Origin of the sequence: Halocatena salina (assembly GCF_023115355.1) — an archaeon.
GTDB lineage: Archaea > Halobacteriota > Halobacteria > Halobacteriales > Haloarculaceae > Halocatena > Halocatena salina.
Genome location: NZ_CP096019.1, coordinates 1,399,057 through 1,422,938 on the forward strand (window position 1 = coordinate 1,399,057; position 23,882 = coordinate 1,422,938).

Genomic DNA, 23,882 nt, shown 5'->3' on the forward strand with positions numbered 1-23,882 from the left:
ATAGGGTAGCCATGCAGCGGGCCGACCCGCAGGATTTCGCTCGCGTTCTCTCGTCGATGTGTACGATCCCTCATCCGGAGGCCCGCGCCGCAGCACAACGGTTTCTGGCGACAAATCCCGGCGATCCGGGAACGTACGAGACCGTTGCGGCGCTCGAAGAGGAGGCGATCGAGATGCTCGGACGGATTGCTGGACTCTCCGACGCGGCCGGATACGTCGCGTCGGGAGGAACGGAGGCCAACATCCAGGCCGTTCGAATCGCGCGAAACCGTGCCCGGAACCGCGACGGTAGTACTGATCCGAACGTCGTCGTTCCAGAAAGCGCTCACTTCAGCTTCACGAAGGCCGCTGACGTGCTCGGTGTCGAACTCCGGCGTGCACCGCTTACGGACTATCGAACGGACGTCGACGCCATGGCCGAACTCACCGACGAACAGACGGTGTTGGTGGTCGCCGTAGCTGGAACGACCGAATACGGTCGGGTCGATCCGATCCCCGAGATCGCCGCGCTCGCAAAGGCACACGATGCACTCTGCCACGTCGATGCCGCGTGGGGTGGATTCGTGCTTCCGTTCACGGACTACGACTGGAACTTCGAACACGCGCCGATCGACACGATGACGATCGATCCTCACAAGATGGGCCAAGCAGTCGTCCCTGCCGGTGGGCTGCTTGCGCGGTCTTCGGAACTGCTCGACCCACTGGCTATCGATACTCCGTATCTCGAATCGACCGGACAAGTGACGCTCACTGGCACACGAAGCGGGGCAGGGGTTGCAAGCGCTGTAGCCGCGATGGAAGCGCTGTGGCCCGACGGCTATCGGACGGCCGCACGAACCGCACAGGACAACGCCGAATGGCTCACGGCGGCCCTCACGGAACGCGGATACGACGTCGTATCCCCGGTACTCCCGCTCGTTGCAGCCGACATTCCACGCGCCACGATCGAGAAACTCCGTGACCATAACTGGCGCGTCTCGAAAACCGGAGCCGGTGAACTCCGCATCGTGATGATGCCCCACGTCACACGAGAGATACTCCGATCGTTCCTCGACGATCTGGACCGACTCGACTGATCCACGGTTACCACCGTGGGTGTGCATGGCACAGAGCTAAGTACCACTGTAGAGTATATAAAAACGATGTGGGGGATGCGACTCGGGCGCGAGGCGCGCGTCACATGTATCGCCTGCGGGACGCGAGTCGCTCGATCGAACGCACGTGAGTACGACAAAGAAGGGGATCGGTGGGAGCGGACAGACAAGGAGTTCGAGCATCTGTGTAAGCCTTGTCACAGCGACATCGATCACCACCCACGGGGCGAACTCGAGCGGCTCCTGCTCGACGTCGAGCAGCCGCGGCACATGACCCACGCGGAGTTCATCCACCGATACCACCGTCTGGTTGAGGAACGATACGGGCGCTCAGAATAACGCCGAGAGATCCGTCCATCTCCACCGGGCGAGATTCTGTGGAGTGAGAACGCACGTCGATACCCGATACGGCTAACTGTCCCACTCCTGTAGCTCTTCTATGAGCGATTCTCAGGATCAAGCGGAGGCCGGAACCGCCGAAGGGCAGGGTCCGGTTACGATCGATCGAGAGCTGGCGCGTCATCTCGATAACAAGCGCCAAGAGCTGTTCGAGAAGTTCGATATCCGGGACGAGTTTCCACCCGAAGTGATCGAAGAGGCCGAAGAACGGACGGCAAACGTCCAAGCGGAGATCGAAAGCGAGATCGACGACCGGATCGATCTCCGCGATCGAACGACGTGGACGACCGATCCGATCGATGCCCAAGACTTCGACGACGCCATCAGCATCGAACGTACCGACGAGGAGTACGTTCTGTGGGTGCATATCGCAGACGTCACCCACTACGTCCACCCCGACAGCGCCATGTGGACCGAGGCGATCGAGCGCAGCAACACCGTCTATCTCCCAGCCTACACGATCCATATGCTCCCACCGGTCCTCGCTGAAACGGTTTGTTCGCTCGTTCCGAACGAGGACCGACTCGCCCACACCGTCGAAATGCACCTCGATCCCGAAACGCTCACCTATGAGTCTATCGACATCTACAAATCCGTCATTACCTCCGATGAGCGGCTGACGTACACCCAATGTGAACGCCGTCTGGACGATCCCGACGCGCCGCTTCACGAAGAGTGTGCCCTGGTGTATGAGTTGGCGGAACGGATGCACGAACAGCGCAAGGCGGACGGATCGCTCGTGTTGAACCCCAGCCGCGATCGTGCACACACCATCATCGAAGAGTGCATGTTGAAAGCGAACAAGGCAGTCACTCATGAACTCATGTGGGATCGAGGTGTCGAGGCGATGTATCGCGTCCATCCCCAGCCCGCGCCTGAAGAATGGGACGAAGCCCTACAAGAGATTCAGGAACTCAATGGCGTCTCGATCCCCGCTGGGAGCTGGGACGATCCCCGCAAGGCAGTCAACGCCACCCTCGAACAGGCCCCCGACCGCCAGCTCAACAAGATCCAGCGCGCCGTGATGCGGGTGATGCCCCGCGCGAAATACATGAATGATCCGTTTGGGGGCCATCACGCCCTCAACTTCGAGATCTACGGCCATTTCACCAGCCCGATCCGACGGCTGTCGGATCTCATCAACCACTGGATCGTCTACACCAACGACGTGCCCGTCGATCTCATCCAACTCTGTGACCGTGCCTCCGACAAACAGACCGACGCAGAACACTGTGAGCGGGAGTACAAACAGTTCCTCGAAGAGGTCGGTCTCGATCCCTACGCCGTCAACAACCGCGGACTGGAAGTCATCGAGGACGAAGACACAGATGCTGAAACACCCTGAGACCGCCGACGCCGAAAGATACACCGCCATGCCGCACCTACCCGCGGTATGATCTCCCGTGTCGTACTGTCCCACCCCTCGGAGCTGAGCGACTGGGGACGGCTCCAGATCGATCAAACGCATTTTCGAGCGTGGCTCGTCCGATCACGCGACTCCTTCAGCGAGGGCGAGCGCTTCGAGGAATTCGTGGATACGGGTTGTTGTGGAAACACCCACTACATCGAGTTCGTCGTCGAACGCGTCGACGGCAGCGGTTCCGTGAGCCGTGAGACCGACATCGAATACACCGAACGAGACGGCCGCGATCGTGGCGGCGGCTGGGCCGCCCGAAGCACCACAGAGTGAGGCACGTTCTACCCCTCTTGGCCCGATTGTGAGATCGATCAGTCGTCGTCGGAATCAATCCGACTCGATCAGTCGTCGTCGGAATCAATCCGACTCGATCAGTCGTCGTCGGATGAGATCGGATCCGACTTCTCCTCACTGAATCCTTCTGAGGCTTCCATGCGGGCCTTCGCTTCCGGATCGAACTCGGCTTCGATCTCCTGGTAGCGGCTGACGAACGAGAGTTCGTGGTGGCTCTCTGTTTCGTGCCCGAGATACCGGTCTTCGAGATCGAACTGGGCCTGTTCGTCGTTTTCGGCGATGTTGGCGTAGTCCTCGTAGGCGGAGTGAGCGCCCGAGTGCAGTCCGTACAGCGTGATGAAGATGTATTTGTACCCCAGATCGCCAAGTTCTTCGAACGTGAGCGGGTCTTCCTCTTCGGACCACGCGAAACTCGACGAGTAGTTGAAGGCGAGCTTCAGATCGGGATGGGTCTCGTGGATGGTCTCGGCGTAGTTGACGGCGTCTTCCCGCGAGGGGTCGGGCATCTCCGGCCAAACGAGATCCACGCCCGCATCGGCGTACAGTCGACCACGAGCGAGATGCTCGTCCCAGTCGCCGTTTGCCGATCCGTACGCGTCTGTCCGCGCGATGATGACCGTATCATCCGATTGCTTTGCGTCGACTGCTGCGGAAAACCGGGATTCGGCCTGTTCGCGAGAGACGATCTGCTTGCCAGCGATGTGGCCACACCGCTTGGGCGTGGTCTGGTCCTCGATGTGAACCGCCGCGACGCCAGCCTTCTCGTACTCCCGCACTGCTCGGCGGACGTTGTGAACACCACCGTACCCCGTATCACAGTCCGCGATAACCGGCAGGTTCGTCGCCTCCACCATGCGCTTTGCGTTCTCGACCATCTCCGTCATGGTCACCATTTCCAGATCCGGGAATCCGAACTGACCCAGCACGGTCGAGTAGCCGCTCATGTACGCCGCGTCCAACCCGGCCATCTCCGCGAGCCGGGCATCGAGCGCGTGGTACATTCCCGGTGCGAACACGAAGTCTTGCGAATCGAGGAGTTCGCGGAACTCCCGGGCGGCGCTGTTGTCCACGTCACGAATGCTTGCCTCTCTGTCGTTGACGAGCTGTTCGACCTTGTCTTCCTCTGTGTCGTTGGTCATGGTTGTTGTATGTCCTCCCCGCCGAGCCGATGAGACCGTATCAACGGGGATCGCTGGTTGCTTCTGTGCGTTTGTCGATGTCCTTGCCGCAGTAAAAACTGTTATGATTTATAATGATAATATTCTTTAATCGGTTTACAGGGTGTAAATGGTGGGGATGGATTAAAGGGAGTGAGAATAACTAGCACATCTAGACCACTGGATTCATTGGATGTTCCTTCGGCGTTTGGCACGTGACAGCGATCAATACGTAATGTTCCGAAATTATCTAAATATTAACTGATTAGATCATAACAGCTATGTATTCATTTCCGTTGGTTAGGATATGGAAACGCGACGACTGTCGGTACTGAGCCTTATCTTCATAGTTGGATTGGCTGGCTGTTCGGGGATGGCCCCGTTTGGAGAATCCGAAAACGTGACGGATACCCACGATCTTTCCTATCCTGACGGCTACAACGAATCAGGTATCACCGACCCAGAGACAGCAGTCAATCAGCATAAATCGGTCCTCAGGGACTCTGAGAGCCTCACACTAAAACTGAACGCCACTGCTCAGTTTTCGGTTCTTAATGGATCACTTCGATTCCACGCAGAACAGAACACCACTAGCGAACGAGGGATGTTGTCAATGGCCGGCATGGTGGAAAATAACACATTCATGGAAGAATCGGAATATAACTCTAATGGGACAACATATGTTATGAACAAAACAGAAGAAGAACCCGTCCAATACGAGGCGTATCAGGAGTCGTTCGGTAGTCAGCCCACCTTTGACGAAGGCTATGTGTCGGAGTGGCTCACAAACGCGACGGTTGGAGAGCCGACCCAGATCACCCACAACGGCGAACAGGTGTTCCGATACGAAGTGACTGACGCTGCAGCCGCTGAGCCGTTTGGTCTGGACATTGATGATAATATAACGCTGAACGATCTCAACGGAACGATGCTCGTGGATGAGAACGGTATCGTCCGGTCGTTCTCTTACACGATGAACTACACCACAGCTGATGGAACTGACAAGATGCTATCTGCTGACTACCGAATATCTGACCTCAATGCGACTACCGTCGAGGAACCAGACTGGGTTGAAACCGCAAAAGAGCAAGTTTGAACACTCAGTGATCGGAGCTGACTCGAAACGGTATTGCAAATAATAACGATCATATATCCATTCCTGATGATTGAACGTATGAAAACGCGGCAGTGGTCAATGGTGTGTCTGGTGGTCATCGTCGGATTGGCAGGCTGTTCGGGATTGTTTCCGTCCGACGGAAAGCAGTCTGGAACCACGACGGAGCCCCACGATCTTTCCTACCCTGACGGCTACGGGGGATCGGGGATCACCGATCCCGAAAAAGCGATTGACCAGCACGAATCGGTTCTCAGTAAAGCAGACAGTCACACTCTAACAGTGAACGTTACTGGTGAGGTATCAATATTTAATACGTCAATGGATTTTCAGTTGGAACAGAACACTGCCGCCGAACGTGAGGCCTTTTCTGAGTCATTTAGTGTTGAAGAAAGCACATTCATACGGGAATCAAGATATAGCTCGAGTAATAATACATATGAGATGAATAAAACGGAGGACGAACCCGTTCGATACGAGACGTATCAAGAGTCGTTCGATAGTCAGGCTGTCTTCGTTCAAGGGTTTATTTCGGAGTGGCTTTCGAACGCGACGTTCGGAGAGGCGTCCCGCGTTACTCACGACGGCAAACAGGTGTTCCGATACGAGGTCACTGGCGTTGATTCTGCCGAACCGTTCGTTCTCGACTTCGATGGGGATCCGAGGTTGAAATCGTTCAACGGGACGGCGTTCGTGACCGAGAACGGCGTCGTTCGATCGTTCTCCTACACGATGGGCTACACCATAGCTGATGGAACGAACAAGACGCTATCCGCCAAGTATCATATCACTGATGTCGATTCCACCACCGTCGAGGAACCGACGTGGGTCACAACCGCCAAAGAACAGACATGAATTCCTGTCGGTCCCTCACAGGAGCCGATACCGACCGTCGGTTTCGGTGACAGTCCCTCGTTGGACGAGTTTGTCGAGCGCATCGTGAACGTAGTCGTTAGGAACACCCGCGGCAACAGCACGATCCACGATCTCTTCGCGCGTTGGTCGGTCGAGATCCGATAGCGCCCCGAGCACGATCTCTTTTCGGCTGCCCTCGCGTGTCGAACCGGTGGTGGCGCGTTCCTCAGCGGCAGCGGTGTCGTCCGTGTCGATCCCCATCCGATCGAGATACTCCTTCGGACTCATGCCAGCAGCGTCGGCTTGCGCATCGAGTTCTGCGAAGCTGTCCACCGCAGCGTACGCATCACTATGACCGCTTCGCTCGGCGAGTAGCCGGGCACGGACCTCGCGAGCAGCGTCGAGATCGTCGTTCCGATAGATCGTCCGCAGCTTCTCGAAGGCGGTTCGACGACCGCACCGAGGACACTCCGTCGTTTCCGGACGGTCTTCCACGATCTTCAGCGCCGAACACGCCGGACAGCCGACCACACTGTACATACGAATGCTTGCGTCGGGATCGTAGTTAAATCACTGGACCGATCACTCACAGAAGATCGCTCCGGATCGAAACGATCCAGAACAGATAATAACAATCACATATCCGCCCCCGATAGTAAAATTATGAACATGAGACAGTTGACAATTGTGTGTCTCCTTATCATGGTCGGGTTGACCGGTTGCTTGGGACTGTCCCCGTTCGGTTCCGACATCTCCTACCCGGAGGGCTATAACGAGACCGGGATCACTGATCCCGAGCTGGCAGCCGAGCAACACAACGAAGCGTTGTCCGAGCACGATAGTTACACTAAGATAACAAACCTCACAAGCCCGAGTGGCGATGGATACGCGGCGGCTACGATTCGAACCAACAACACCAATAATCACACTGGTGCAACGGTGAAGAGCAGAAGATCGGGAAAGGATACACTAAAGACAGAGATGTATCATAATGGAGATATCGGATACACGAAGTCAGAAACAGATGGATACGGCAACACGTATACAACGTATGAGGCACCGCTGTCGTCAACGCGAAAATCCTTGGTAAATCCATCAGAGTTTGATAAATGGTTCGCTAACATCAGCTTCGAGGCGACGGGAACGGTCACTCGTAACGGTGAAACGTTGCTCCGGTACAATTCGACCGACATAGTCGATCCAAAGACATTCTTCCATACGGTTGGGTTTTCGACGATGGACTCCATCGAGTCGGTCAACAGCACGCTTCTCATTGACGAAGAAGGAATCATCAGACAGTTTACTATCATGACAACGTACCGATCTGACGGCAAGACGCAGACGGGAACGATCAGCTACCGCATCACCAACGTTGATTCGACCTCCGTCGAGAAACCGGACTGGGTCGAAACCGCACGGAAACAAGCGAATTGAATCCGTCTCAGCCCGGACAGGGCACAGTGTACGACTATTGATCGATCGGTTGATGAGATAACCAACATACATCCGAGATATTTTATTTCATAGTTTCAAATACCAAAAAATCCATGCAGCCGCTATGGTTATAAAGCATATGGAAATGAGACCATTTGGGTGTGCAGTGCTTCTCATCGTCGTAGTCGGGCTTGCAGGTTGTTCAGGGCACTCTCCGACCGAGTCTACGATCTCCCACCCGACCGGCTACAACGAGTCCGGAATCGTCGATCCCGAGCTGGCTGCTGACCAGCACGCGACCGCGTTGTCCAAGCATGACAGTTACACCGAACGAATAAATATCACGAGTCCGATACTCGAAGGGTTCGTAGCGACGACGATCCGAACCGACACCGTCGAGAACCGATCTTCAGCGGCGTTGGAGATCAACAACTCCGGAGAGACGTTCATGGACTCGAAGATGTACCACGACGGCACGAAGCGGTATACGAACTCTCAGATGGACGTGTACAGCGATACGTATGCGACAGGGAACGAATCGCTGTCGTCGTTCCAGGAAGGCTTGATGAACACGTCGGAAATCGACAACTGGCTCGCGAACATCAGTTTCGAAGCCACAGGGACGGTGACGCGTAACGGTGAAACGCTGCTTCAGTACAACGCGACCGACGTGGACGATCCAGAAGCGTTCTTTTACACTACTGAGTTTATCACGATCGACGCTATCGGGTCGGTCGACAGCACGCTCCTCGTCGACAAGGAAGGACTCATCCGTGCGTTCGAGGTGACAGTGACGTACAGTTCGGACGGGACGACCGAGACGGGAACAGTCCGCTACCGCGTCACCGACATCGACGCCACGACAGTCGACGAACCCGACTGGATCCAGAAACTCAACACCACAGTGGAAACAAACGACTCGAAATCGCGTGAGACGAAAAACTAGCAAAATCCCTTGGCTTTCGCGTACACGGAATGTCGGTTTACCGACTTCGGCTCGACGACCGTCGAGAAGCCACCGTGGATCGACGAAGCTACCTACACAGAAGAGAACGATCACGATACTGATTAATCACAGGTAGAAAATCACAAGAATCATACTATCACTCGATGATCTTTTGAATGTATGAACTCACGTTCGCAGTTGGTCCTCGCTGTCGTTCTGGTGATCGGATTGGCAGGCTGTTCGGGGTTGTCCCCGTTCGGTTCCGGCACTGCCTACCCGGACGGATACAACGAATCCGGGATCACCGATCCTGAGACCGCGGCCAACCAGCACAGCAACGCGTTGTCCGAGTACGATTCGTACACCCAGACGATGAACATCACGAATCCGAACCGGCAAGTCACGATGAATCTCACCGTTCGGGTCGATGAGGCCAACAAACAGTCCGGTGCTGACATCAAGGCTAACAGGGAGGGACAGGAAGTCATGCGGATGGAAATGTATCAGAAGAACAATACAACATACGAAAAAACACAGATGCCCTTGCTCGGTACTGTCTACAACACGACTGAACAGTCGTTCTCGTCGTTCAAAGCGAATCAGACGAACACGACCGATACCGAAAAGTGGTTCTCTAATGTCAGCTTCGAGGAGGCAGACACAGTCACTCGCAACGATGAAACGCTGTACAAGTACAACGCGACCGGCGTTGATAATGCAAAAGCGTTCACTAACGTTTCGGGAAGTACTACGATCGACTCCGTCGAATCGTTTAACGCCACGCTTCTGGTCGATAAGGAAGGAATCCTCCGATCGTTCTCGTTCGATATAACGGCAACTTCGTTCGGAGAAACACAGGAGATGTCGGCTGAGATTCGTACCACTGATATCGGTTCGACGACCGTCAACGAGCCGGAATGGATCGAAGAGGCCAAATCACAATCCGAGTCGAACGATACGATCCCCTTCGAGATCGGGGCATAAGTACGTAACCGGTGGTAGAACAGGGAAGTTGCCGACGAACGATTTTGAAAACGGGCAGCTTGGTTTTTCCGGCAGCGCTTTCTCGATCGGATCGTGAGCGATAGCGTTAGGCGAGGTCGTAGATCGTGTCCGCGACTTTGCCAGCGAAGTCGCTAGTAGAGAGTTTGGTGCCGCCGCTGATCTGCCGTTCGATGTCGTAGGTGACTTGTTTCGAGGTGATCGTTTCTTCGAGCGCGTTACGGATGAGGTCGGCAGCGTCGTCCCAACCCATGTATTCGAGCATGATGCGCCCCGAGAGGATCATGGCTGTGGGGTTGACCTTGTCCTGCCCAGCGTATTTGGGTGCCGACCCGTGAACGGGTTCAGCGAGGAACAGGCCGTCACCGATGTTCGCCCCGGGAGCGATGCCGAGACCGCCGATCTGTGCGCCACACGCGTCCGAGAGGTAGTCCCCATTGAGGTTCGGCATGGCGAGCACGTCGTACTGTGGGGTGCGGGTGAGGATCTGCTGAAGCATGTTGTCTGCGATGCGATCGTTGACCACGACCGCATCCTCCGGTGGCTCGCCGTCGCGCTCCTCCCAGAGCGTGTCTTCAGTGATGACCTCCTCGCCGTACTCTTCTGCGACCTCATACCCCCAGTCGCGGAACGTTCCTTCGGTGAACTTCATGATGTTGCCCTTGTGGACGAGCGTCACCGAGTCCCGATCGTGTTCGAGGGCGTAGTCGATCGCCTTGCGGACCAGTCGTTTGGTGCCGAACTCCGAGATCGGTTTGATCCCGATCCCGACCGGTCCGTCGTGAATGGTTTCGTCGTACCCCATCTCCTGTTCGATGAACTCTCGAACCTGTTCGACCTCCTCGGTTCCGGCCTCCCACTCGATGCCCGCGTACACGTCTTCGGTGTTCTCCCGGAACGTCACCATGTCCATCTGATCCGGTCTAGACACTGGGGAGGGAACGCCGTCGAGATGGAACGTGGGACGCATGTTCGTGTACAGATCGAGGCGCTTGCGCAACGCGACGTTCAGGCTTCGAAAGCCCGCACCGACCGGCGTCGTCAGCGGTCCCTTGATCGAGACCTTGAACTCCTTCATCGCGTTGATCGTATCTTCCGGCAGGTTTTCGTCGTATTTTTCGCGGGCGGACTCGCCAGCGAACACACGCATCCAGTTGATCTCTCGTCCCGTCGCCTCCGCAGCGGCCTGGAGTACGGTCTGGGCAGCCGGACCGACGTCCGTTCCGATTCCATCCCCGTAAATGATCGGGATGATCGGATTGTCAGGGACCTCGAGGTCGTCCGATTCGGCGTCTACCACCTCGATAGCCGCACCATCCTCTGGCACTTCAACGCTATCGTAAACGGAAGCCATACCAAAACTTCCGTCGTCAGGCTAAAAATTCTGCCGTTATTACCCCACTAACTTGGATGAACGATGAGGAACAATCGGTTCAGCGTTTGTATTCATCGATTACGCGCCGCTCATCGCTCGTCAACTCACTACGAGTTTAAAGTGCGATGAAAATTCGAGGTCGTGTCATCATCACATCTCAACGTAACGCAGTCATGATCCGAGAAATGTGAGCCGTTATTTCCGACATAGCTGTTCATTCGAACCGGACGATCGATCGATTATTCATCGTTAACATCACACATAGATGGAATATTTATGATTCCACTGGTGATATGAGAGTATGTGTGATGATTCGGATCAGTTCGGTCGTGCGATCTATGACTACCACCGGGGAGAGCGGGCGGAGCCGTTGCTCCAGCATGGTGGGAACGAGACGCGAGAGCATCCGATCGAGTCGTTCTACTTCGAGCCGTACGATCCAGACAGCGCTCGGGGTGTGTTTCTGGACTCGTGGCTTTCGGGACCGCTTCTCGATATCGGAGCCGGTGCTGGACGTGACAGCCTGTATTTCCAACAGCAGTTCGAGACGGTTGCGATCGACGTGAGCAACTATCTCGTGGAGACGATGCGCGAGCGCGGCGTGACCGACGCCCGAACGGTCGATATGTTCACCTTGCGAGAAACGTTCGATAGGGATCGATTCGAGTCCGTGCTCGTCTACGGCACTCAGATCGGATTAGCGCGGTCGATGCAGGGCCTTCGGCGGTTTCTCGGCGATCTCGCGTACGTTACGGACGGCGGTGGGACCGTCGTACTCCACGGCATCGATCCCGACCGGGTGGAACCATCGGAGCTGTTGGGCTACCGGTCGGATCCGACGCCCGGTCTCGCCTACCGCGTGATACAGTTCGAGTACGAGGGGCAGAGGGACGAGCCACTGCTGTTCCGCCTGTTCAGTCCCGATCGGTTGCGAGAAGCTGTCGTCGGCACCGGGTGGCGTATCGCCGAACTCGGAGGATCGTCGGATTTGGACGACCCGCATTATCAGGCCGCGCTGACGAAATCCTGACCCACTACTGCGGACCTGACGACTCGGGAACGACCGCGTCCGCTTCGATCTCGACGCACAGGCGCGGATCGATGAGCCGCTGGACTGGACCATCGACGTGGCCGGCCGGATTTCCGCGCACACCGCCCGGTGTGCCCGACCGATCTCTTCCCAGTCATCAATATCGATGACGAACAGTCGGGTCCGGGTCACGTCCTCGATGCTCGCGCCCGCCTCTGCAAGCGTCTCCGCTATCTGGTCGAGGACGTGAACGGTCTGCTCGTATGGGTACCATCGATCGGGGTACCGTCTTCGTCCGTCGCGGTCGTCCCAGCCACGTGGACGACGGTTCCGACGCGCGTAGCCCGCGAGTAGCCGACTTGCTCTTCCCACTCCGTTCCGCTCAATACGGTTCGTCGGTGCATACTCGAGCGATCCATGAACCAAAGCACCTAGCTCCCGGCGTACCCTTTCTCGATGTCTTCGAGATCCTCCCCACCGACGGACGATCGGAGGCTGTCCATACCGTCGTCGCGCGAAACGTTGAAGTTGGTTTCTGCAAGCCCACGGACCCGTTCGGTTTCTTCGGGAGAGAGCGGGGGCGTCTCGGATGCGGCAGCCCACTCGTCGATGTCCGCGGTGGTACGGAACGTGGGCGTGACCGTGGCGACCTCGTCGTGGCTGAGAAGCCACTGGATGGCGGCTTGGCCCATCGTTCGTTCCCCATCGCGTTCGAGGAACCGGAGCGCGTCGACCTTCTCCCAGCCAGTTTCGTACCATTCGTCGGGGCGGTACGCGCGGTGGTCGCCCTCGGCGAGTTCGGTGTCGGGTGTGACCTGTTCGTTGAGTAGCCCCGAGGAGTGGGGAACACGAGGGATGAGGCTCGTGTCCGCGTGCTGGTCACGGATCGTATCGATGAAATGCTGTCCCGGAACCTGCTCGAAAACGTTGAACACGGTTTGGACGGCGTCGAACTCCGCTTCGACCGCGCGTTCGCCTTCCGCGAGCCATCCGATCGAGGGACCGAGCGCCAAGCCGACAGCACTGACCCGTCCTTCCTCCCGGAGTTCATCGAGCGTTTCGAGCACGTCGGGCGTGATCTCGCCCACGTTCGCGTTGTGAAGCTGGAGCAACTCGACGTGGTCGACACCCAAGCGATCAAGCGACCGATCGACGGCAGTACGGAGATACTCCGGCGAGAGATCCTTTGGGAGTTCGCCGTGGCCGGCTTGGGGATTATTATAGAAGTCGTAGCCGACTTTCGTCCCGAGCGTGATCTCATCACGAACATCCGCGAGTGCACGCCCGATCAACCGCTCGCTGTCACCGTGACCGTACACGTCCCCCGTGTCGAAAAACGTGATCCCCTGGTCGACGGCGTGGGTAACCATCTCGATCGCCTGCTCCTCGGACCGGTCGCCCCACCAGTCGGTGCCGATGACCCATGCGCCAAACCCGACCTCGCTGACCTCGATACCGCTGGTACCGAGCGTTCGGTAGTGCATACCTCAACTAACGCGTGCGCTCACTTATCGAACGCGATCCGTGCGATAACCTGCCAAAACGACCGATGACGACGGAACGGTACGACGATATGATAGTCATATGAAAATGGTACCACGACGGAAACTCCTATGTCCCAGCCACCCAAAGAGCGGGCCATGACGAAACGTCACGTGTCGCTTCCGATGGGAGCCGAAGAGGGGTTGCGGGAGTTCATCAACGAAGTCGACGAACGATTAGCAGGCCCGGAAGACACCTGTGATGTCGTCAAAGACGTTCTTATTGATCTGTATGGGGATCGGCAGGCCTACGAACGCTGGCAGTCGGGCGAATCGGTCTCTCCTGCGACCCGCGTTCGGTTACAGGGGTACGACCCGTGTAACTCGACGCTTGAAAGCGAATACTACGCGGAAAAAGACGAAAAGGCGTTCGAGCGGTCGAAACATCTCCAATGGCTCTGGCGACAGTTCGACGCCACGCCGATGGCTGACAACATCGAATTCGCGCTTCGGTTCCGGCAGATGCTCGCAAACCACCTCTTTGAAGAGGCGGGGGATAACCTCAGAATATTTAAAGGGGTTACATTTTCCTATGGGCACAACATTTCGATGGGAAACAACACAGTCATTCACGACGACGTCCACCTCGACGACCGGGGTAAGCTCAGTATCGGTGAGCGAGTGAGCATCTCCGATGACGCTCACGTTTACTCACACGATCACGATGTAGCCGACCAGACCGAGGTCTCGAACTACCACACGATCATCGAAGACGACGCCCGCATCACCTACGACTCGTTGGTTCGGGCGGGGGTTCGGGTCGGCGAGAACGCCATACTTGCGGCGAAAAGCATCGCACAGCGTGACATCCCTGACCACCACATTGCGGCGGGAACGCCTGCAAAGAGCATCGGCGTCAAATCCGGTTGGGAGGATGTCGCCAAACCGGTCGGTGAAACACCGGACAACCGCGAAGAACGAACCATACCCACGGAAGTTCCGGATGACATCACCGTCTTTGACGAGTTCGAACGTGATTTACAACCGCCCGGAGAGTAGTCCGGGACATGACCTTCTCGGGTGCAGAAACCCAGCCGATGCACCGATGTCGCCGCTTAGCGATTGTTCTGTCGACGTTAGCTGAATGCAGGCGCTCGAAAACCGATCAGACAACGAATCTCTACAGATGATCATTGCTGGATGCGGTGATTCCCAATTTCCTGTGAAGTACGCGTAGCACTTGCTGTACGAGTCGAACGGTCCGAACCTTTACCACCAGTCCGAGTAATCGTCAGTCGATGAAACGCCGGACGTATCTCCATGGGGTGGCGATCGCCGTCGCGGCGGCGGGATGTATGGGACACGACGACACCTCCGAGCCGTCCACATCGACGAAGGGAAACGGTACCCGGAATTCCACAGAGACCGTCAGTGTCGAAACCGTCGTCGAGAACCTCGAAGTACCGTGGGGTGTTGCCTACCGCGGAGATACGCTGTACGTGACCGAACGACCGGGACGAGTCGTGCGCGTAAACAGCGGTGAAAGCGAGGTCGTCGCGGATTTTACCGGAAACACGACGACCGGTGGCGAGGGAGGACTGCTGGGACTCGCCTTTCATCCTACGAATTCCGATGTGGCGTTCACCTACCAGACCTACGGGGCAAACGAACGGAAAAACCGAATCGTTCGACACGACGTTGCAAACGGATGGGACCGCGAGCCCGTGCTCGACGGTATTCCCGGTGGAAGGATCCACGATGGGGGCCGACTGTTCGTGCACGACGAAGCCCTATTCGCCACGACCGGGGATGCTTCCCACGCCGAGGACGCACAGAATCCGCAGCTGTTGAACGGTAAGGTTCTTCGGCTGACGCTCGACGGACGACCACATCCGGACAACCCCTTTGGAAACGCCGTGTTCACCTACGGGCACCGGAATCCCGAGGGACTTGCCGCCCGGAATGGGACGATGTACGCGATCGAACACGGACCGGACAGCGACGACGAAATCAATCAGCTAGAACCGGGAGCAAACTACGGCTGGCCCGAGGTCACAGGCCCCAGCGATACCGAGGAGTTCACCGATCCCGTTACCACGTATGAGGAAATCATCGCTCCTGGTGGCGGCGTGTTCTACGATGGACCGATCGAACACTGGCAAGGTGATCTCTTCGTCGGAACGCTCGCTGGAACACATCTCCGGCGAATACGGATCCAAAACGGCACCGTTACCGAGGACGAGAAGTTCTATGACGGCAAATACGGTCGACTCCGAACCACCTTCACTGGACCCGAGGACCACCTGTACGTGACGACGAGCAACCGAGATGGACGTGGCACGCCGAACTCAGGCGACGACAAGATACTCAAACTCCGTTCTGTCTGACTATCGAAACGTACCGAAAAGACAATATGATTGAGAACTGTCACCTGAACGGCGGAGATCACCAAGGCTGAAACCGAAAACGGCAGCTATCCTACCGGAGGACGAACACCCCATCACGGACACTGAAATGGATGGGGGACGTCCGCAAACATGAGATGGGTAGACACCCATGCTCAATCGAACAATCGAAGTCATATTTTAAAATGGTTTTGAATTTCAATTTCATATAATATTATTTCATACGTGTGGCTGATATCACCAAACTGGTTGGCTGTCGGCAGTTCGTTTCAGTGGACTAGCCATCCAAGAGGACTGCTGCGATGTGAGGACGTTGAATTCGTAGTCCTGCTTTCGTGTAGGTGACGTATCGGTTCGCTTCTTCGTGGAGGTAGTCGGTAGGATGCTCACACTTCTCTCGATCGAACTCCGTGGCGAAGGATTCGTACTCCTTACCCTCGGGCGTGAACATTTCCTCACGGACCCACCCATCGTCCGTCTCTCGAAACTGGAGCCATGCACCGCCCTCGAAGAACAACCGAGCAGTGAGCAGTCCCGCGTCGTCGGTCGTACAGGATTTGCTGACGATCCCCGGTGGCCGCTCGATCATTCCGAGCGGCGGATCAGCAGACACCGTCTGTTGGCACCACGGACAGGTGTAGTCGGCAGTAGACTCATGAACGGTAATCCGATATGCTTGCTGGGGATCGAATCCACGATCGCAGTGAGGACACTGCACACGTCGATCACCGTAATTCTCACCGCCAAGCTGCATTCTGTCACTCATTCTAATCACCCGATCGTATGATGGAGCCGCTGTGTAGTTTGAACGCTGTTCGTGTCGTCCGCTCACGTTTGCCCTTCTGCTTCATTGGTGCTGTCTCATTTCGTCAGTTCGTTGGAGATGCCTCTGTATCGCTATCCGTTGGTGGCGTACACTGCACCGGCTGTCCACCATCACGAACGCTGTCGGCCGAGCCGATTCATAGGCCCCGACGTGTCCCACCCGTTCGTCGTCCAAGTCAGCCCCACAAGAGGACTTTCGGTTTTATGTGATGATGTTATCACGTTTGCCAGCAGCGTTGTCGATCGGGTCGGGAGTGAAAACACCACCAACCCATTCCAAGACGCCGGTGCTACATACCGTATCGACGATCGTGTTTCGTTAATCGATCACACTACGCAGAATACCCCCCACACACTTATATGTCTGTTATTATTTACCTCATATGATTTTATTTATCAGAAGTGAGCTGCTAGGAGTGTGGGCAGATTTGCTGTATCAAATAGTCAAGTCCAACTGCAAAAATGAACCTATAGAAAACTCCTGTTCCCGAAGTGCCACGGTTACGAGCGGAATAGATGAAAGACACGCTGAAATTGACACAGGGAAACTTGTTTTATATAATGAAAGCAATATTCATTGACAGATAGGGAGATGTGTGGCCATTGGACCGATAGGAATCGAACCACCACCAGACAGTTGTTAACATCCGTTCGCGCTGCGACTGCTGTCATTCAATTCCCAACTGCTCATTCGATCGAAATTCGCGCACTGCGCCGACCGGGAATTGAACCCGGGCTATGAGCTTGGGAAGCTCATGTCCTACCACTAGACCACCGGCGCGCGTCGTCTATGTTTGGGTTCTTTCCCGCTCTACTTGAACGTAGCGACTCATCGATACCGTCGGGATGGTTATCTAATGAGACGGAGCTTCACAGACGATGAGTTCATCGAGGCCGGGGACGTAACGGAGATCGGGCAGGCATATGTGTGGAATTCCGTGAATCGGTAATCGAACGGTGATAACCGGACAACCGTTCGCCCTCGGACCCCGGCCGGGCAGCTATTAGTCGTCGGCTGCCATCGTTCCGATATGCAAGACGTAACGGCGCTTCCCGAAGAGATCCCGATGGAAGTACAGCTCACCGATGCAGAGCTAGAGGCCCACCGCGAGCGGATCACGTCGTTCATCGCGTCGATCGTCGACGACGCCGGTGCTGAGAGCGCCGTGATCGGACTGTCGGGCGGCATCGACAGTACGCTCACTGCTCGGCTCGCTGTCGAAGCGCTCGGTGCGGACAAGGTCCATGGGCTGATTCTACCGAGTACGACAAATCCAGAAGAGAGCATGAGCACCGCCGAAAAAGCGGCCCAACGGCTCGGGATCGAGTACGACGTGATCGAGATCGAGCCGATCGTCTCGGCGTTTTTCGACGCCTATCCCGACGGGGCCGACACGCAGACAGCAGCCGGCAACGTCCGCGTTCGAACGCGTGCGGTCCTCAACTACTTCGTGGCGAACACCGAAAACGCCATCGTGCTCGGAACTGGCAACAGGAGCGAGTCGCTTACGGGCTATTTCACTAAATACGGCGATCAGGCCGTCGATTGCAACCCGATCGGAAACCTCTATAAACACCAAGTACGACAGCTCTCGCGCCACGTTGGCGTGCATGATTCGATCATCGAGAAGCCCCCGAGCGCGGAGATGTGGCAGGGCCAAACAGACGCCGAGGAGATGGGCATCACCTACGACCTGCTCGACGCAGTGCTCATCTTACACGTCGACGGTCCGTTGTCGGGGCGAGCGACCGCCGAGACACTCGGCGTCGATCAAAGCGCGATCGATCGCGTCGTAGAGCTGTACGAACAGAGCGCCCACAAGCGACGGCTACCACCCGTGCCTGAGGAATTGGATCTCTGATCTGACACGGTCACGATCGGAGGGTATTAGCGTGGGCATCGACGAGCGCCGCGAACGCGTGGGCTTCCCGGTCTTCTTGGGTCGTCCGATCGGCAATGCCTGCGGTGCCCATGAGTGATTTGAGGCGTATGAGTGTCTCACGGTCGCAGTCAGCGATTTCCTCGACGACCGACCGAGGGGTGTCGACGATACGCGAGACCAGCCCCATTTCGAGCGCTTGCTCGGCGTCGAGGACCCGTCCAGAGAGAGCAATGTCACGCGCGTGGCTCCGACCGACAGTCGCCGTGAGCCGGTGCGTTCCTCCCCACGCCCCGAACAGCCCGAACGTCACACCTGGCTCTGCGAACGACGCAGCAGGCGTTGCGACCCGAACGTCACAGGCGAGCGCGAGCTCTAGCCCACCGCCTCGAACAGCACCATCGATTCCGGCGACGACGACCGCATCACTCGTTTCGATGGCTCGTGCGACCCGTTGTCCGAGACGTGCAAACGCTGCTGCCGGATCGGTGGTGCCCGCCGCGGCGTCGGCAGCGAGATCGGCGACGACGTCGAGATCCGCGCCAGCACAGAACGCGGAGCCAGCTCCTCGAAGCTCGATGACGTGGGCATCAACTTCGGTCACAGCCGTTTCGAGCGCCTCAAGCGCTGCCGGAGTGAGAGCATTGCGTCGTTCCGGTCGATCGATGGTGACAGTTCGAACGGTCTCGTCGTCGGTCGTCCGTATCACGAGTTCAAGTGGGGGGCGGTTTCCAAAGGTCTTTGCCAGTTGCGAGTTAACAACCGAGTGATGGACGAAGCCGCTGCCGTGCGCCGAGCCGCGCGGGCGACCGTCGAGGACATCGAGCCTGCGCGCCTACGGAATGCCCTGTTAGCGTTCATCGATTCCACGTCGTTGACTCCGGGAGTATTGACACTGCTCACTGCACGGATTCGTTCTGACTCCCACGATGGACTCAAACAGCCTGCCGCCGGTGTACAGCTCATCTACAACGGTCTCCGCCTCACCCGCCAACTGGCCCACAACGAGCCGTGGAACGACGGCGAAGAGGAGCGTGAAAACGCGAACATGCACATCCTCGTCGCCGACGTGCTCGTCGCACGGGGGTTTTACCTCCTCGCTCACACCAACGCAGCGTCGACCGCCGTCGACGTGGTGCGGTCGTTCGGGCAACACCAGGCCGACGAACACAGACACGATCCCGAGACCGAGGGGGAGTTCGAACCAAACACGTCGACCGCAGAGCAACAGCTCAAACGTGACGTCCTCGAACTCGCGTTGACCACCGGCACAGTCGTGGCCGACAGCGAGGAGACGACCGGTGATCTCCAAACCGTTGCCAAGGATCTCGTAGAGACCTGCGATGGGGCAGGCTTTCCAGCCCCGGAAGCGTTCCTTTCACCGTCCGTCGCCGATCGACTCACCCAATCCGTCGCCAGTGCCTATGTTGACTCGTGAATCGAAACGCCTAAAGATAGATCACGAATAAATGAATATACACCCGACGGGCCTGGGTAGCTTAGCGGTAAAGCGCGTCCTTGGTAAGGACGAGAGCCCGGGTTCAAATCCCGGCCTAGGCTTTTCTGAACGGGTTCGGTTTGTTGCTTTTCGAAGAGCGGCGGTAGTCGACTGATTCGTCCACATATGACTTTTTGTAGTCTATCAAACACGATATGTAAATCAGAGTTAGATCACTGCTGGTCGTTCCCGGTGTCGATATCCGCATCGACCTCGATCCGTTGTCGTAGCTGCTTGAGCTGCCGGATCTGGAGGAGGTAGTAGCCGACGCCAGCCAGACCACCGAGGAGTCCGATTCCGAGAACTGCACCGAAGATGTACAGATCACGGACGAGATAGTACTGGACTGAAACGGAACTGCCACTGACAGCGTCCCAGACGATGTGAACGCGGCCGTCCTCGGTGTTTGTCTCGTATCCTCCGGGGCTTGCGGTGCCAAGGATGGGCACGTCGATATCCATGTTCGGCGGGAGAACGATCTCATAGGAGGGATCGTCCGATTCTAAGAACACCGGTGTCGTGACCGATTTGGGGCGTTTGTCGGTGACAAAAGCGATCTGACCGTCGTCACTAGGTGCCTGAATGACGGTCCGACTGTTCGATTTGTCGACCGATAAGTCGGAGTGGTCGGTCGTAACGACTGTCTCGTTGGGATAGCGATATTTGACGGCTCGAACGTCAAGCGCCCGTTCACTACCGACAGGACCGTGTGTGTACAGTTCGAGCTTATCGTTCCCGAGCTCATACACTGACTGATACTTGTCGGATTGTAAGGTGAGTGTCGCGTTGGTGCTCGTGTTCCAGTCGTACGTGGTGTTCGTCTGGTCCTGATCACCGACTCCCAGCCCGAACCCGAGATCTGGAGAGGTCATCCCCATACAGCCCGCACCCATGCTCAGCACCACCAGAGAAACGATAGCGAGATGGCGTTTCATGGTAAAACACATAACAGTTCCGCGGGGAGATGGCGACCGATGGCCGCGAGCAACCCCGGCGGATCGGTGTGCTCCTGACAGACGATGCTCTGTTCGAGGAGTCCGAGCCGTTCGACGGTGACGATGTCGTCGGCGTGGCCTGCGCGGTTCACCGTGGCGCGCACTTCCGCCCGCGTCGCACTGTTGACGTTCACGCGCCCCGCCCCTCGGGTCCAGTCGTACAGTCGATCGCGTTCTGTATCGGCCAAGCGAGGCGGATCGCCGGGGATGAATCGGAGGGGAAGATGCTGGACCAACCCGAACCGGGTGCGGATCTCAGCGGCCGTTCCAGGACCGAGACCGAGCTGGTCGGTCGGGATCCGTACGTGCCCGTCCGCATCGATTGCCAGCTCCGAGTCCGCGCCAGCACTGTCGCCGACATCAAGCGTGAGCCCGTCCTCATCCCACGCAGTGAGCGTTCCGACGTACTCGGTGCCGGCTTCGAACGACGGTGTGATCGTCCCCCACTGATCGCGTAAGATGTTGCGCGCAATGACCGCATCAGGTCCATCAACCGTGACGGAGGGGAACCCATCGGAACGGACACCCACCGACCACTCCACATCAACGCCTCCGATGTCGTTTTCGATCAGCGAGCGCAACGAGTCGATAGCTCGATCCCGGGCAGTTCCATCAACGTACAGTTTGGTTGCGAGAACGACCATCCCTTATGCTTCCACGTTGAGTTCCGAACGGAGCTGTGTAATACGTTCGTCCATGGAAGTAACGAGGGCGTCGTTGTTCATCGGCTCCAGTTCAGCCCCACATTGGGGACATTCGAATCCGAACTCGATCGCTTCCTCGAACTCGAAGCGAAGTGATTCTTCCGGACAGAGATAGAACTCGTGGTTGGTCTCGTACTCACGCCGTTCTTCGAGCGCGTCGAGGAGTCGATACATCTCGTCTTCGAGCTGCTCGGGCACGTTTTCGTAATGAAACGTCCAGAGATACGTAAGCCAACCCGAGTCTTCGTCCCGAAGCCGACGATAGCTCGCTAGATCGTTCTCATACAAGATGAACAACGCCCGTCGTACATCGTTCAGTTCCAATCCGAGTTCCTCTGCTAGCTCCTCGTCGGTCACTTCGCCGTCAGGAGGGGCAGCAGCAACCGGCATCCCTGTCGGGCCAACAAGCTCGTGCAGATATTTTTGGATGACGGGATCGTTTAGTAGCTCCTCGAAAGCCATTACGGGAATATGTGCCACTGATTCTGGTAAATCTTCCGCTCCAGTGGCTCGAACTCGAAGGTAATGTGGCAAGACAGAAATTGGGGGTGTACAAGAATGGGGGGTTGGAAATGGCCGCAGACCGGTTTCGATCCCGGAACGGGGGAGATCCGGGATCGACACGGAGGCGGGAGACGGATACCGGAACACACGATGTCGAACAACCACGTGCGACACTGCTTCAACACAAGCCAAGCGTTCGTCTTCGATCCGGCATTTATGCGTTGGGAGGGGATCACCCTGTGTGTGGTGCTTGTCAAATCATGGTTTTAAATGTAGAGTGTCCTACTCGACGGCGGGCGTGCTCCCGTTCGTGCTCGGTGAGTCGGTACCGTCGGAGTTCGGTTTCGAGGGAGTCCAACCGTCGGCGGCGGCGTTGGTGTGCATCCAGAAACGACGCGATCGCATCAGCGGCCATCTCTTTGAGTTCGCCGCTCAGTAGTGCTCCATTCCGGTACTCGCGTTCGATCCGATCTAGCCGGTCGTCATCCGCTTCGAAAAACGAATGCAAGAGTTGGTAGGAAACGTCCGCTTGGGGATCGCCGCCGTGTTTTCGGTGTTCGTCGACGGTGGGTTGGCCACCGGAGTAGGCGTGGGTGTGGATCTTCTCGAAGACGGTCTCGCGGTCGTCGGAGAGGTAGATGGTGGGAGTGGTCCCGGAGTTACTACTCGAACTCATCTTCCCGGGACCGTCGAGACTCGGGAGGAATTTCGAGAGCAACGCGCCGGGCTTGTCGACGTCGTAGCGCCGTTTGGCCGCGATGTCCCGGCACACTCTCACGTGGGGGTCCTGATCGACGCCGATCGGAACGAGCGTCGGATGGCGACCTTCGACGAGTTGCGGAAGCAAGAGGTGAGCGGCCTGAACCGCGGGATAGAAGGCGTGGCCGATGTTTTTCGGCTGACCGTACGCCGCCTCGAACGTCGATCCGGTCACCGACGGAGCGAACGCGGCGGCGAGCGGATAGATGACATCGGCGTCGGCCGTGTCGACGATGATGCGCGTCCGGTCTGGATCGAAGCCGACCGCAAGCAGATCACGGAGGTTCTCGCGGGTTTGGGCGCCGATCTCCTCGAGAGAGTTGTCCGTGACGAAATACTTTTCGTCGTCGGAAAACGGGAGGTACACCAGTGCGTTCGTCTGCTGTTGGAGGTGTTTGGCGAAGTACAACGGGATGATGTGTCCCAGATGCATCGCTCCAGAAGGACCCCGTCCGGTGACGATCGAGTGGCGTTCACCGGCGGTGGCTGCGCTCAGAAACCGATCCACGTCGCGCCCGGCGTAAAACACCCGCCGTCGCACGAGCGGATGGACTGGTGTGGGAAACCGTGCGATCTGTTCGTCCGTGAGCCGGTCGGCTCCGAACTGTTCAAGTACGTTCTCGTAGTCGATCTCACCGGACACCGTGTACGGTGTCACAGTGAATCCGTCGTCTGTCATACGATGATGTATCTGTGTTGTCACTCGGCGATCGA

General features: G+C 57.1%; 24 protein-coding genes, 2 tRNA genes and 1 pseudogene. 15 read left to right on the forward strand and 12 right to left on the reverse strand.

Annotation, left to right across the window (positions count from 1 at the left end):
- Window positions 1-11 precede the first annotated feature (11 nt).
- From mfnA to MW046_RS07190, 4 genes are all read left to right on the forward strand, one after another.
- Window positions 12-1,076 (forward strand): tyrosine decarboxylase MfnA, encoded by a 1,065-nt coding sequence (gene mfnA, locus MW046_RS07175; protein ID WP_247992454.1) that lies wholly within the window; start codon window positions 12-14, stop codon window positions 1,074-1,076.
- 66 nt (window positions 1,077-1,142) lie between these two features.
- Entirely contained in the window at window positions 1,143-1,433 is a 291-nt protein-coding gene (locus tag MW046_RS07180; RefSeq protein ID WP_247992455.1) for a DUF7562 family protein, read from the forward strand.
- Between the two features lie 100 nt (window positions 1,434-1,533).
- Complete coding sequence (locus MW046_RS07185; protein ID WP_247992456.1) at window positions 1,534-2,838, forward strand: RNB domain-containing ribonuclease; 1,305 nt, start codon at window positions 1,534-1,536, stop codon at window positions 2,836-2,838.
- 48 nt (window positions 2,839-2,886) lie between these two features.
- Window positions 2,887-3,183 carry a DUF7968 family protein gene (locus tag MW046_RS07190; RefSeq protein WP_247992457.1) on the forward strand — a complete coding sequence of 99 codons (297 nt, stop codon included), beginning with the start codon at window positions 2,887-2,889 and terminating at the stop codon, window positions 3,181-3,183.
- Between the two features lie 98 nt (window positions 3,184-3,281).
- Here MW046_RS07190 and aceA read toward each other — a convergent pair whose 3' ends face one another.
- A complete protein-coding gene (gene aceA / locus MW046_RS07195; RefSeq protein ID WP_247992458.1) occupies window positions 3,282-4,343 on the reverse strand; it encodes an isocitrate lyase/PEP mutase family protein in 1,062 nt (353 codons plus the stop codon).
- A 325-nt stretch (window positions 4,344-4,668) separates the two neighbouring features.
- On the opposite strand from aceA, the gene MW046_RS07200 reads away from it, so the two are divergent.
- Window positions 4,669-5,457: a DUF7537 family lipoprotein gene (locus MW046_RS07200; RefSeq protein WP_247992459.1), complete on the forward strand. Its 789-nt coding sequence runs from the start codon at window positions 4,669-4,671 to the stop codon at window positions 5,455-5,457.
- Between the two features lie 78 nt (window positions 5,458-5,535).
- Window positions 5,536-6,330, forward strand: coding sequence for a DUF7537 family lipoprotein (locus tag MW046_RS07205; protein WP_247992460.1), 795 nt, complete (start codon window positions 5,536-5,538; stop codon window positions 6,328-6,330).
- A 15-nt stretch (window positions 6,331-6,345) separates the two neighbouring features.
- On the opposite strand, the gene MW046_RS07210 is transcribed toward MW046_RS07205, so the two are convergent.
- Window positions 6,346-6,870: a DUF5817 domain-containing protein gene (locus tag MW046_RS07210; RefSeq protein WP_247992461.1), complete on the reverse strand. Its 525-nt coding sequence runs from the start codon at window positions 6,868-6,870 to the stop codon at window positions 6,346-6,348.
- A 129-nt stretch (window positions 6,871-6,999) separates the two neighbouring features.
- Here MW046_RS07210 and MW046_RS07215 point away from each other — a divergent pair, with 129 nt between their 5' ends.
- From MW046_RS07215 to MW046_RS07225, 3 genes are all read left to right on the forward strand, one after another.
- Window positions 7,000-7,764 (forward strand): DUF7537 family lipoprotein, encoded by a 765-nt coding sequence (locus MW046_RS07215; RefSeq protein ID WP_247992462.1) that lies wholly within the window; start codon window positions 7,000-7,002, stop codon window positions 7,762-7,764.
- A 139-nt stretch (window positions 7,765-7,903) separates the two neighbouring features.
- Window positions 7,904-8,710, forward strand: a complete 807-nt coding sequence (locus tag MW046_RS07220; protein WP_247992463.1) for a DUF7537 family lipoprotein — start codon at window positions 7,904-7,906, stop codon at window positions 8,708-8,710.
- Window positions 8,711-8,890: 180 nt separating this feature from the next.
- Window positions 8,891-9,694 carry a DUF7537 family lipoprotein gene (locus MW046_RS07225; protein ID WP_247992464.1) on the forward strand — a complete coding sequence of 268 codons (804 nt, stop codon included), beginning with the start codon at window positions 8,891-8,893 and terminating at the stop codon, window positions 9,692-9,694.
- 106 nt (window positions 9,695-9,800) lie between these two features.
- Here the strand turns inward: MW046_RS07225 and icd are convergent, their stop codons facing one another.
- On the reverse strand, window positions 9,801-11,066 hold the full coding sequence (gene icd / locus MW046_RS07230; RefSeq protein WP_247992465.1) for an isocitrate dehydrogenase (NADP(+)): 1,266 nt from the start codon (window positions 11,064-11,066) through the stop codon (window positions 9,801-9,803).
- A gap of 322 nt (window positions 11,067-11,388) precedes the next feature.
- Between icd and MW046_RS07235 the strand changes: the two genes are divergently transcribed.
- Window positions 11,389-12,117, forward strand: a complete 729-nt coding sequence (locus MW046_RS07235) for a class I SAM-dependent methyltransferase (RefSeq protein ID WP_247992466.1) — start codon at window positions 11,389-11,391, stop codon at window positions 12,115-12,117.
- Window positions 12,118-12,121: 4 nt separating this feature from the next.
- On the opposite strand, the pseudogene MW046_RS19560 reads toward MW046_RS07235, so the two are convergent.
- Both MW046_RS19560 and MW046_RS07250 read right to left on the reverse strand, forming a co-directional pair.
- Window positions 12,122-12,521: pseudogene (locus MW046_RS19560) on the reverse strand (RidA family protein).
- A gap of 27 nt (window positions 12,522-12,548) precedes the next feature.
- Window positions 12,549-13,601: an aldo/keto reductase gene (locus MW046_RS07250; RefSeq protein WP_247992467.1), complete on the reverse strand. Its 1,053-nt coding sequence runs from the start codon at window positions 13,599-13,601 to the stop codon at window positions 12,549-12,551.
- A gap of 156 nt (window positions 13,602-13,757) precedes the next feature.
- On the opposite strand from MW046_RS07250, the gene MW046_RS07255 reads away from it, so the two are divergent.
- Together MW046_RS07255 and MW046_RS07260 are read left to right on the forward strand one after the other, a co-directional pair.
- Window positions 13,758-14,657: an acyltransferase gene (locus MW046_RS07255; RefSeq protein WP_247992468.1), complete on the forward strand. Its 900-nt coding sequence runs from the start codon at window positions 13,758-13,760 to the stop codon at window positions 14,655-14,657.
- A gap of 239 nt (window positions 14,658-14,896) precedes the next feature.
- A complete protein-coding gene (locus MW046_RS07260) occupies window positions 14,897-15,985 on the forward strand; it encodes a PQQ-dependent sugar dehydrogenase (RefSeq protein ID WP_247992469.1) in 1,089 nt (362 codons plus the stop codon).
- A 295-nt stretch (window positions 15,986-16,280) separates the two neighbouring features.
- Here the strand turns inward: MW046_RS07260 and MW046_RS07265 are convergent, their stop codons facing one another.
- Window positions 16,281-16,769 carry a hypothetical protein gene (locus MW046_RS07265; protein WP_247992470.1) on the reverse strand — a complete coding sequence of 163 codons (489 nt, stop codon included), beginning with the start codon at window positions 16,767-16,769 and terminating at the stop codon, window positions 16,281-16,283.
- 769 nt (window positions 16,770-17,538) lie between these two features.
- Window positions 17,539-17,609 (reverse strand) — tRNA-Gly (locus MW046_RS07270).
- Between the two features lie 250 nt (window positions 17,610-17,859).
- Between MW046_RS07270 and MW046_RS07275 the strand changes: the two genes are divergently transcribed.
- Window positions 17,860-18,690 (forward strand): NAD+ synthase, encoded by an 831-nt coding sequence (locus MW046_RS07275; protein ID WP_247992471.1) that lies wholly within the window; start codon window positions 17,860-17,862, stop codon window positions 18,688-18,690.
- Between the two features lie 10 nt (window positions 18,691-18,700).
- Here MW046_RS07275 and MW046_RS07280 read toward each other — a convergent pair whose 3' ends face one another.
- Window positions 18,701-19,417 carry an enoyl-CoA hydratase/isomerase family protein gene (locus MW046_RS07280; RefSeq protein WP_247992472.1) on the reverse strand — a complete coding sequence of 239 codons (717 nt, stop codon included), beginning with the start codon at window positions 19,415-19,417 and terminating at the stop codon, window positions 18,701-18,703.
- A 60-nt stretch (window positions 19,418-19,477) separates the two neighbouring features.
- On the opposite strand from MW046_RS07280, the gene MW046_RS07285 reads away from it, so the two are divergent.
- Both MW046_RS07285 and MW046_RS07290 read left to right on the forward strand, forming a co-directional pair.
- Complete coding sequence (locus MW046_RS07285; RefSeq protein ID WP_247992473.1) at window positions 19,478-20,146, forward strand: DUF7114 family protein; 669 nt, start codon at window positions 19,478-19,480, stop codon at window positions 20,144-20,146.
- A gap of 50 nt (window positions 20,147-20,196) precedes the next feature.
- Window positions 20,197-20,268 (forward strand) — tRNA-Thr (locus MW046_RS07290).
- Window positions 20,269-20,379: 111 nt separating this feature from the next.
- Here MW046_RS07290 and MW046_RS07295 read toward each other — a convergent pair.
- The 4 genes from MW046_RS07295 to MW046_RS07310 all read right to left on the reverse strand — a co-directional run bounded on the left by MW046_RS07295 (window position 20,380) and on the right by MW046_RS07310 (window position 23,847).
- Window positions 20,380-21,141 (reverse strand): DUF5803 family protein, encoded by a 762-nt coding sequence (locus tag MW046_RS07295; protein WP_247992474.1) that lies wholly within the window; start codon window positions 21,139-21,141, stop codon window positions 20,380-20,382.
- Window positions 21,138-21,845: a DUF2110 family protein gene (locus MW046_RS07300; protein ID WP_247992475.1), complete on the reverse strand. Its 708-nt coding sequence runs from the start codon at window positions 21,843-21,845 to the stop codon at window positions 21,138-21,140. The genes MW046_RS07295 and MW046_RS07300 overlap by 4 nt, the downstream gene beginning before the upstream one ends.
- A gap of 3 nt (window positions 21,846-21,848) precedes the next feature.
- Window positions 21,849-22,367, reverse strand: a complete 519-nt coding sequence (locus tag MW046_RS07305) for a transcription factor (RefSeq protein ID WP_247992476.1) — start codon at window positions 22,365-22,367, stop codon at window positions 21,849-21,851.
- Between the two features lie 295 nt (window positions 22,368-22,662).
- On the reverse strand, window positions 22,663-23,847 hold the full coding sequence (locus tag MW046_RS07310; protein ID WP_247992477.1) for a tryptophan--tRNA ligase: 1,185 nt from the start codon (window positions 23,845-23,847) through the stop codon (window positions 22,663-22,665).
- Between the last annotated feature and the right edge of the window lie 35 nt (window positions 23,848-23,882).

Bases quoted from the DNA above. Each gene is read 5' to 3' on its own strand.
- mfnA (WP_247992454.1), top strand. From the start codon at position 12: ATGCAGCGGGCCGACCCGCAGGATTTCGCTCGCGTTCTCTCGTCGATG.
- MW046_RS07180 (WP_247992455.1), top strand. From the start codon at position 1,143: ATGTGGGGGATGCGACTCGGGCGCGAGGCGCGCGTCACATGTATCGCC.
- MW046_RS07185 (WP_247992456.1), top strand. From the start codon at position 1,534: ATGAGCGATTCTCAGGATCAAGCGGAGGCCGGAACCGCCGAAGGGCAG.
- MW046_RS07190 (WP_247992457.1), top strand. From the start codon at position 2,887: ATGATCTCCCGTGTCGTACTGTCCCACCCCTCGGAGCTGAGCGACTGG.
- aceA (WP_247992458.1), bottom strand. From the start codon at position 4,343: ATGACCAACGACACAGAGGAAGACAAGGTCGAACAGCTCGTCAACGAC.
- MW046_RS07200 (WP_247992459.1), top strand. From the start codon at position 4,669: ATGGAAACGCGACGACTGTCGGTACTGAGCCTTATCTTCATAGTTGGA.
- MW046_RS07205 (WP_247992460.1), top strand. From the start codon at position 5,536: ATGAAAACGCGGCAGTGGTCAATGGTGTGTCTGGTGGTCATCGTCGGA.
- MW046_RS07210 (WP_247992461.1), bottom strand. From the start codon at position 6,870: ATGTACAGTGTGGTCGGCTGTCCGGCGTGTTCGGCGCTGAAGATCGTG.
- MW046_RS07215 (WP_247992462.1), top strand. From the start codon at position 7,000: ATGAGACAGTTGACAATTGTGTGTCTCCTTATCATGGTCGGGTTGACC.
- MW046_RS07220 (WP_247992463.1), top strand. From the start codon at position 7,904: ATGGAAATGAGACCATTTGGGTGTGCAGTGCTTCTCATCGTCGTAGTC.
- MW046_RS07225 (WP_247992464.1), top strand. From the start codon at position 8,891: ATGAACTCACGTTCGCAGTTGGTCCTCGCTGTCGTTCTGGTGATCGGA.
- icd (WP_247992465.1), bottom strand. From the start codon at position 11,066: ATGGCTTCCGTTTACGATAGCGTTGAAGTGCCAGAGGATGGTGCGGCT.
- MW046_RS07235 (WP_247992466.1), top strand. From the start codon at position 11,389: ATGTGTGATGATTCGGATCAGTTCGGTCGTGCGATCTATGACTACCAC.
- MW046_RS07250 (WP_247992467.1), bottom strand. From the start codon at position 13,601: ATGCACTACCGAACGCTCGGTACCAGCGGTATCGAGGTCAGCGAGGTC.
- MW046_RS07255 (WP_247992468.1), top strand. From the start codon at position 13,758: ATGACGAAACGTCACGTGTCGCTTCCGATGGGAGCCGAAGAGGGGTTG.
- MW046_RS07260 (WP_247992469.1), top strand. From the start codon at position 14,897: ATGAAACGCCGGACGTATCTCCATGGGGTGGCGATCGCCGTCGCGGCG.
- MW046_RS07265 (WP_247992470.1), bottom strand. From the start codon at position 16,769: ATGAGTGACAGAATGCAGCTTGGCGGTGAGAATTACGGTGATCGACGT.
- MW046_RS07275 (WP_247992471.1), top strand. From the start codon at position 17,860: ATGCAAGACGTAACGGCGCTTCCCGAAGAGATCCCGATGGAAGTACAG.
- MW046_RS07285 (WP_247992473.1), top strand. From the start codon at position 19,478: ATGGACGAAGCCGCTGCCGTGCGCCGAGCCGCGCGGGCGACCGTCGAG.
- MW046_RS07295 (WP_247992474.1), bottom strand. From the start codon at position 21,141: ATGAAACGCCATCTCGCTATCGTTTCTCTGGTGGTGCTGAGCATGGGT.
- MW046_RS07300 (WP_247992475.1), bottom strand. From the start codon at position 21,845: ATGGTCGTTCTCGCAACCAAACTGTACGTTGATGGAACTGCCCGGGAT.
- MW046_RS07305 (WP_247992476.1), bottom strand. From the start codon at position 22,367: ATGGCTTTCGAGGAGCTACTAAACGATCCCGTCATCCAAAAATATCTG.
- MW046_RS07310 (WP_247992477.1), bottom strand. From the start codon at position 23,847: ATGACAGACGACGGATTCACTGTGACACCGTACACGGTGTCCGGTGAG.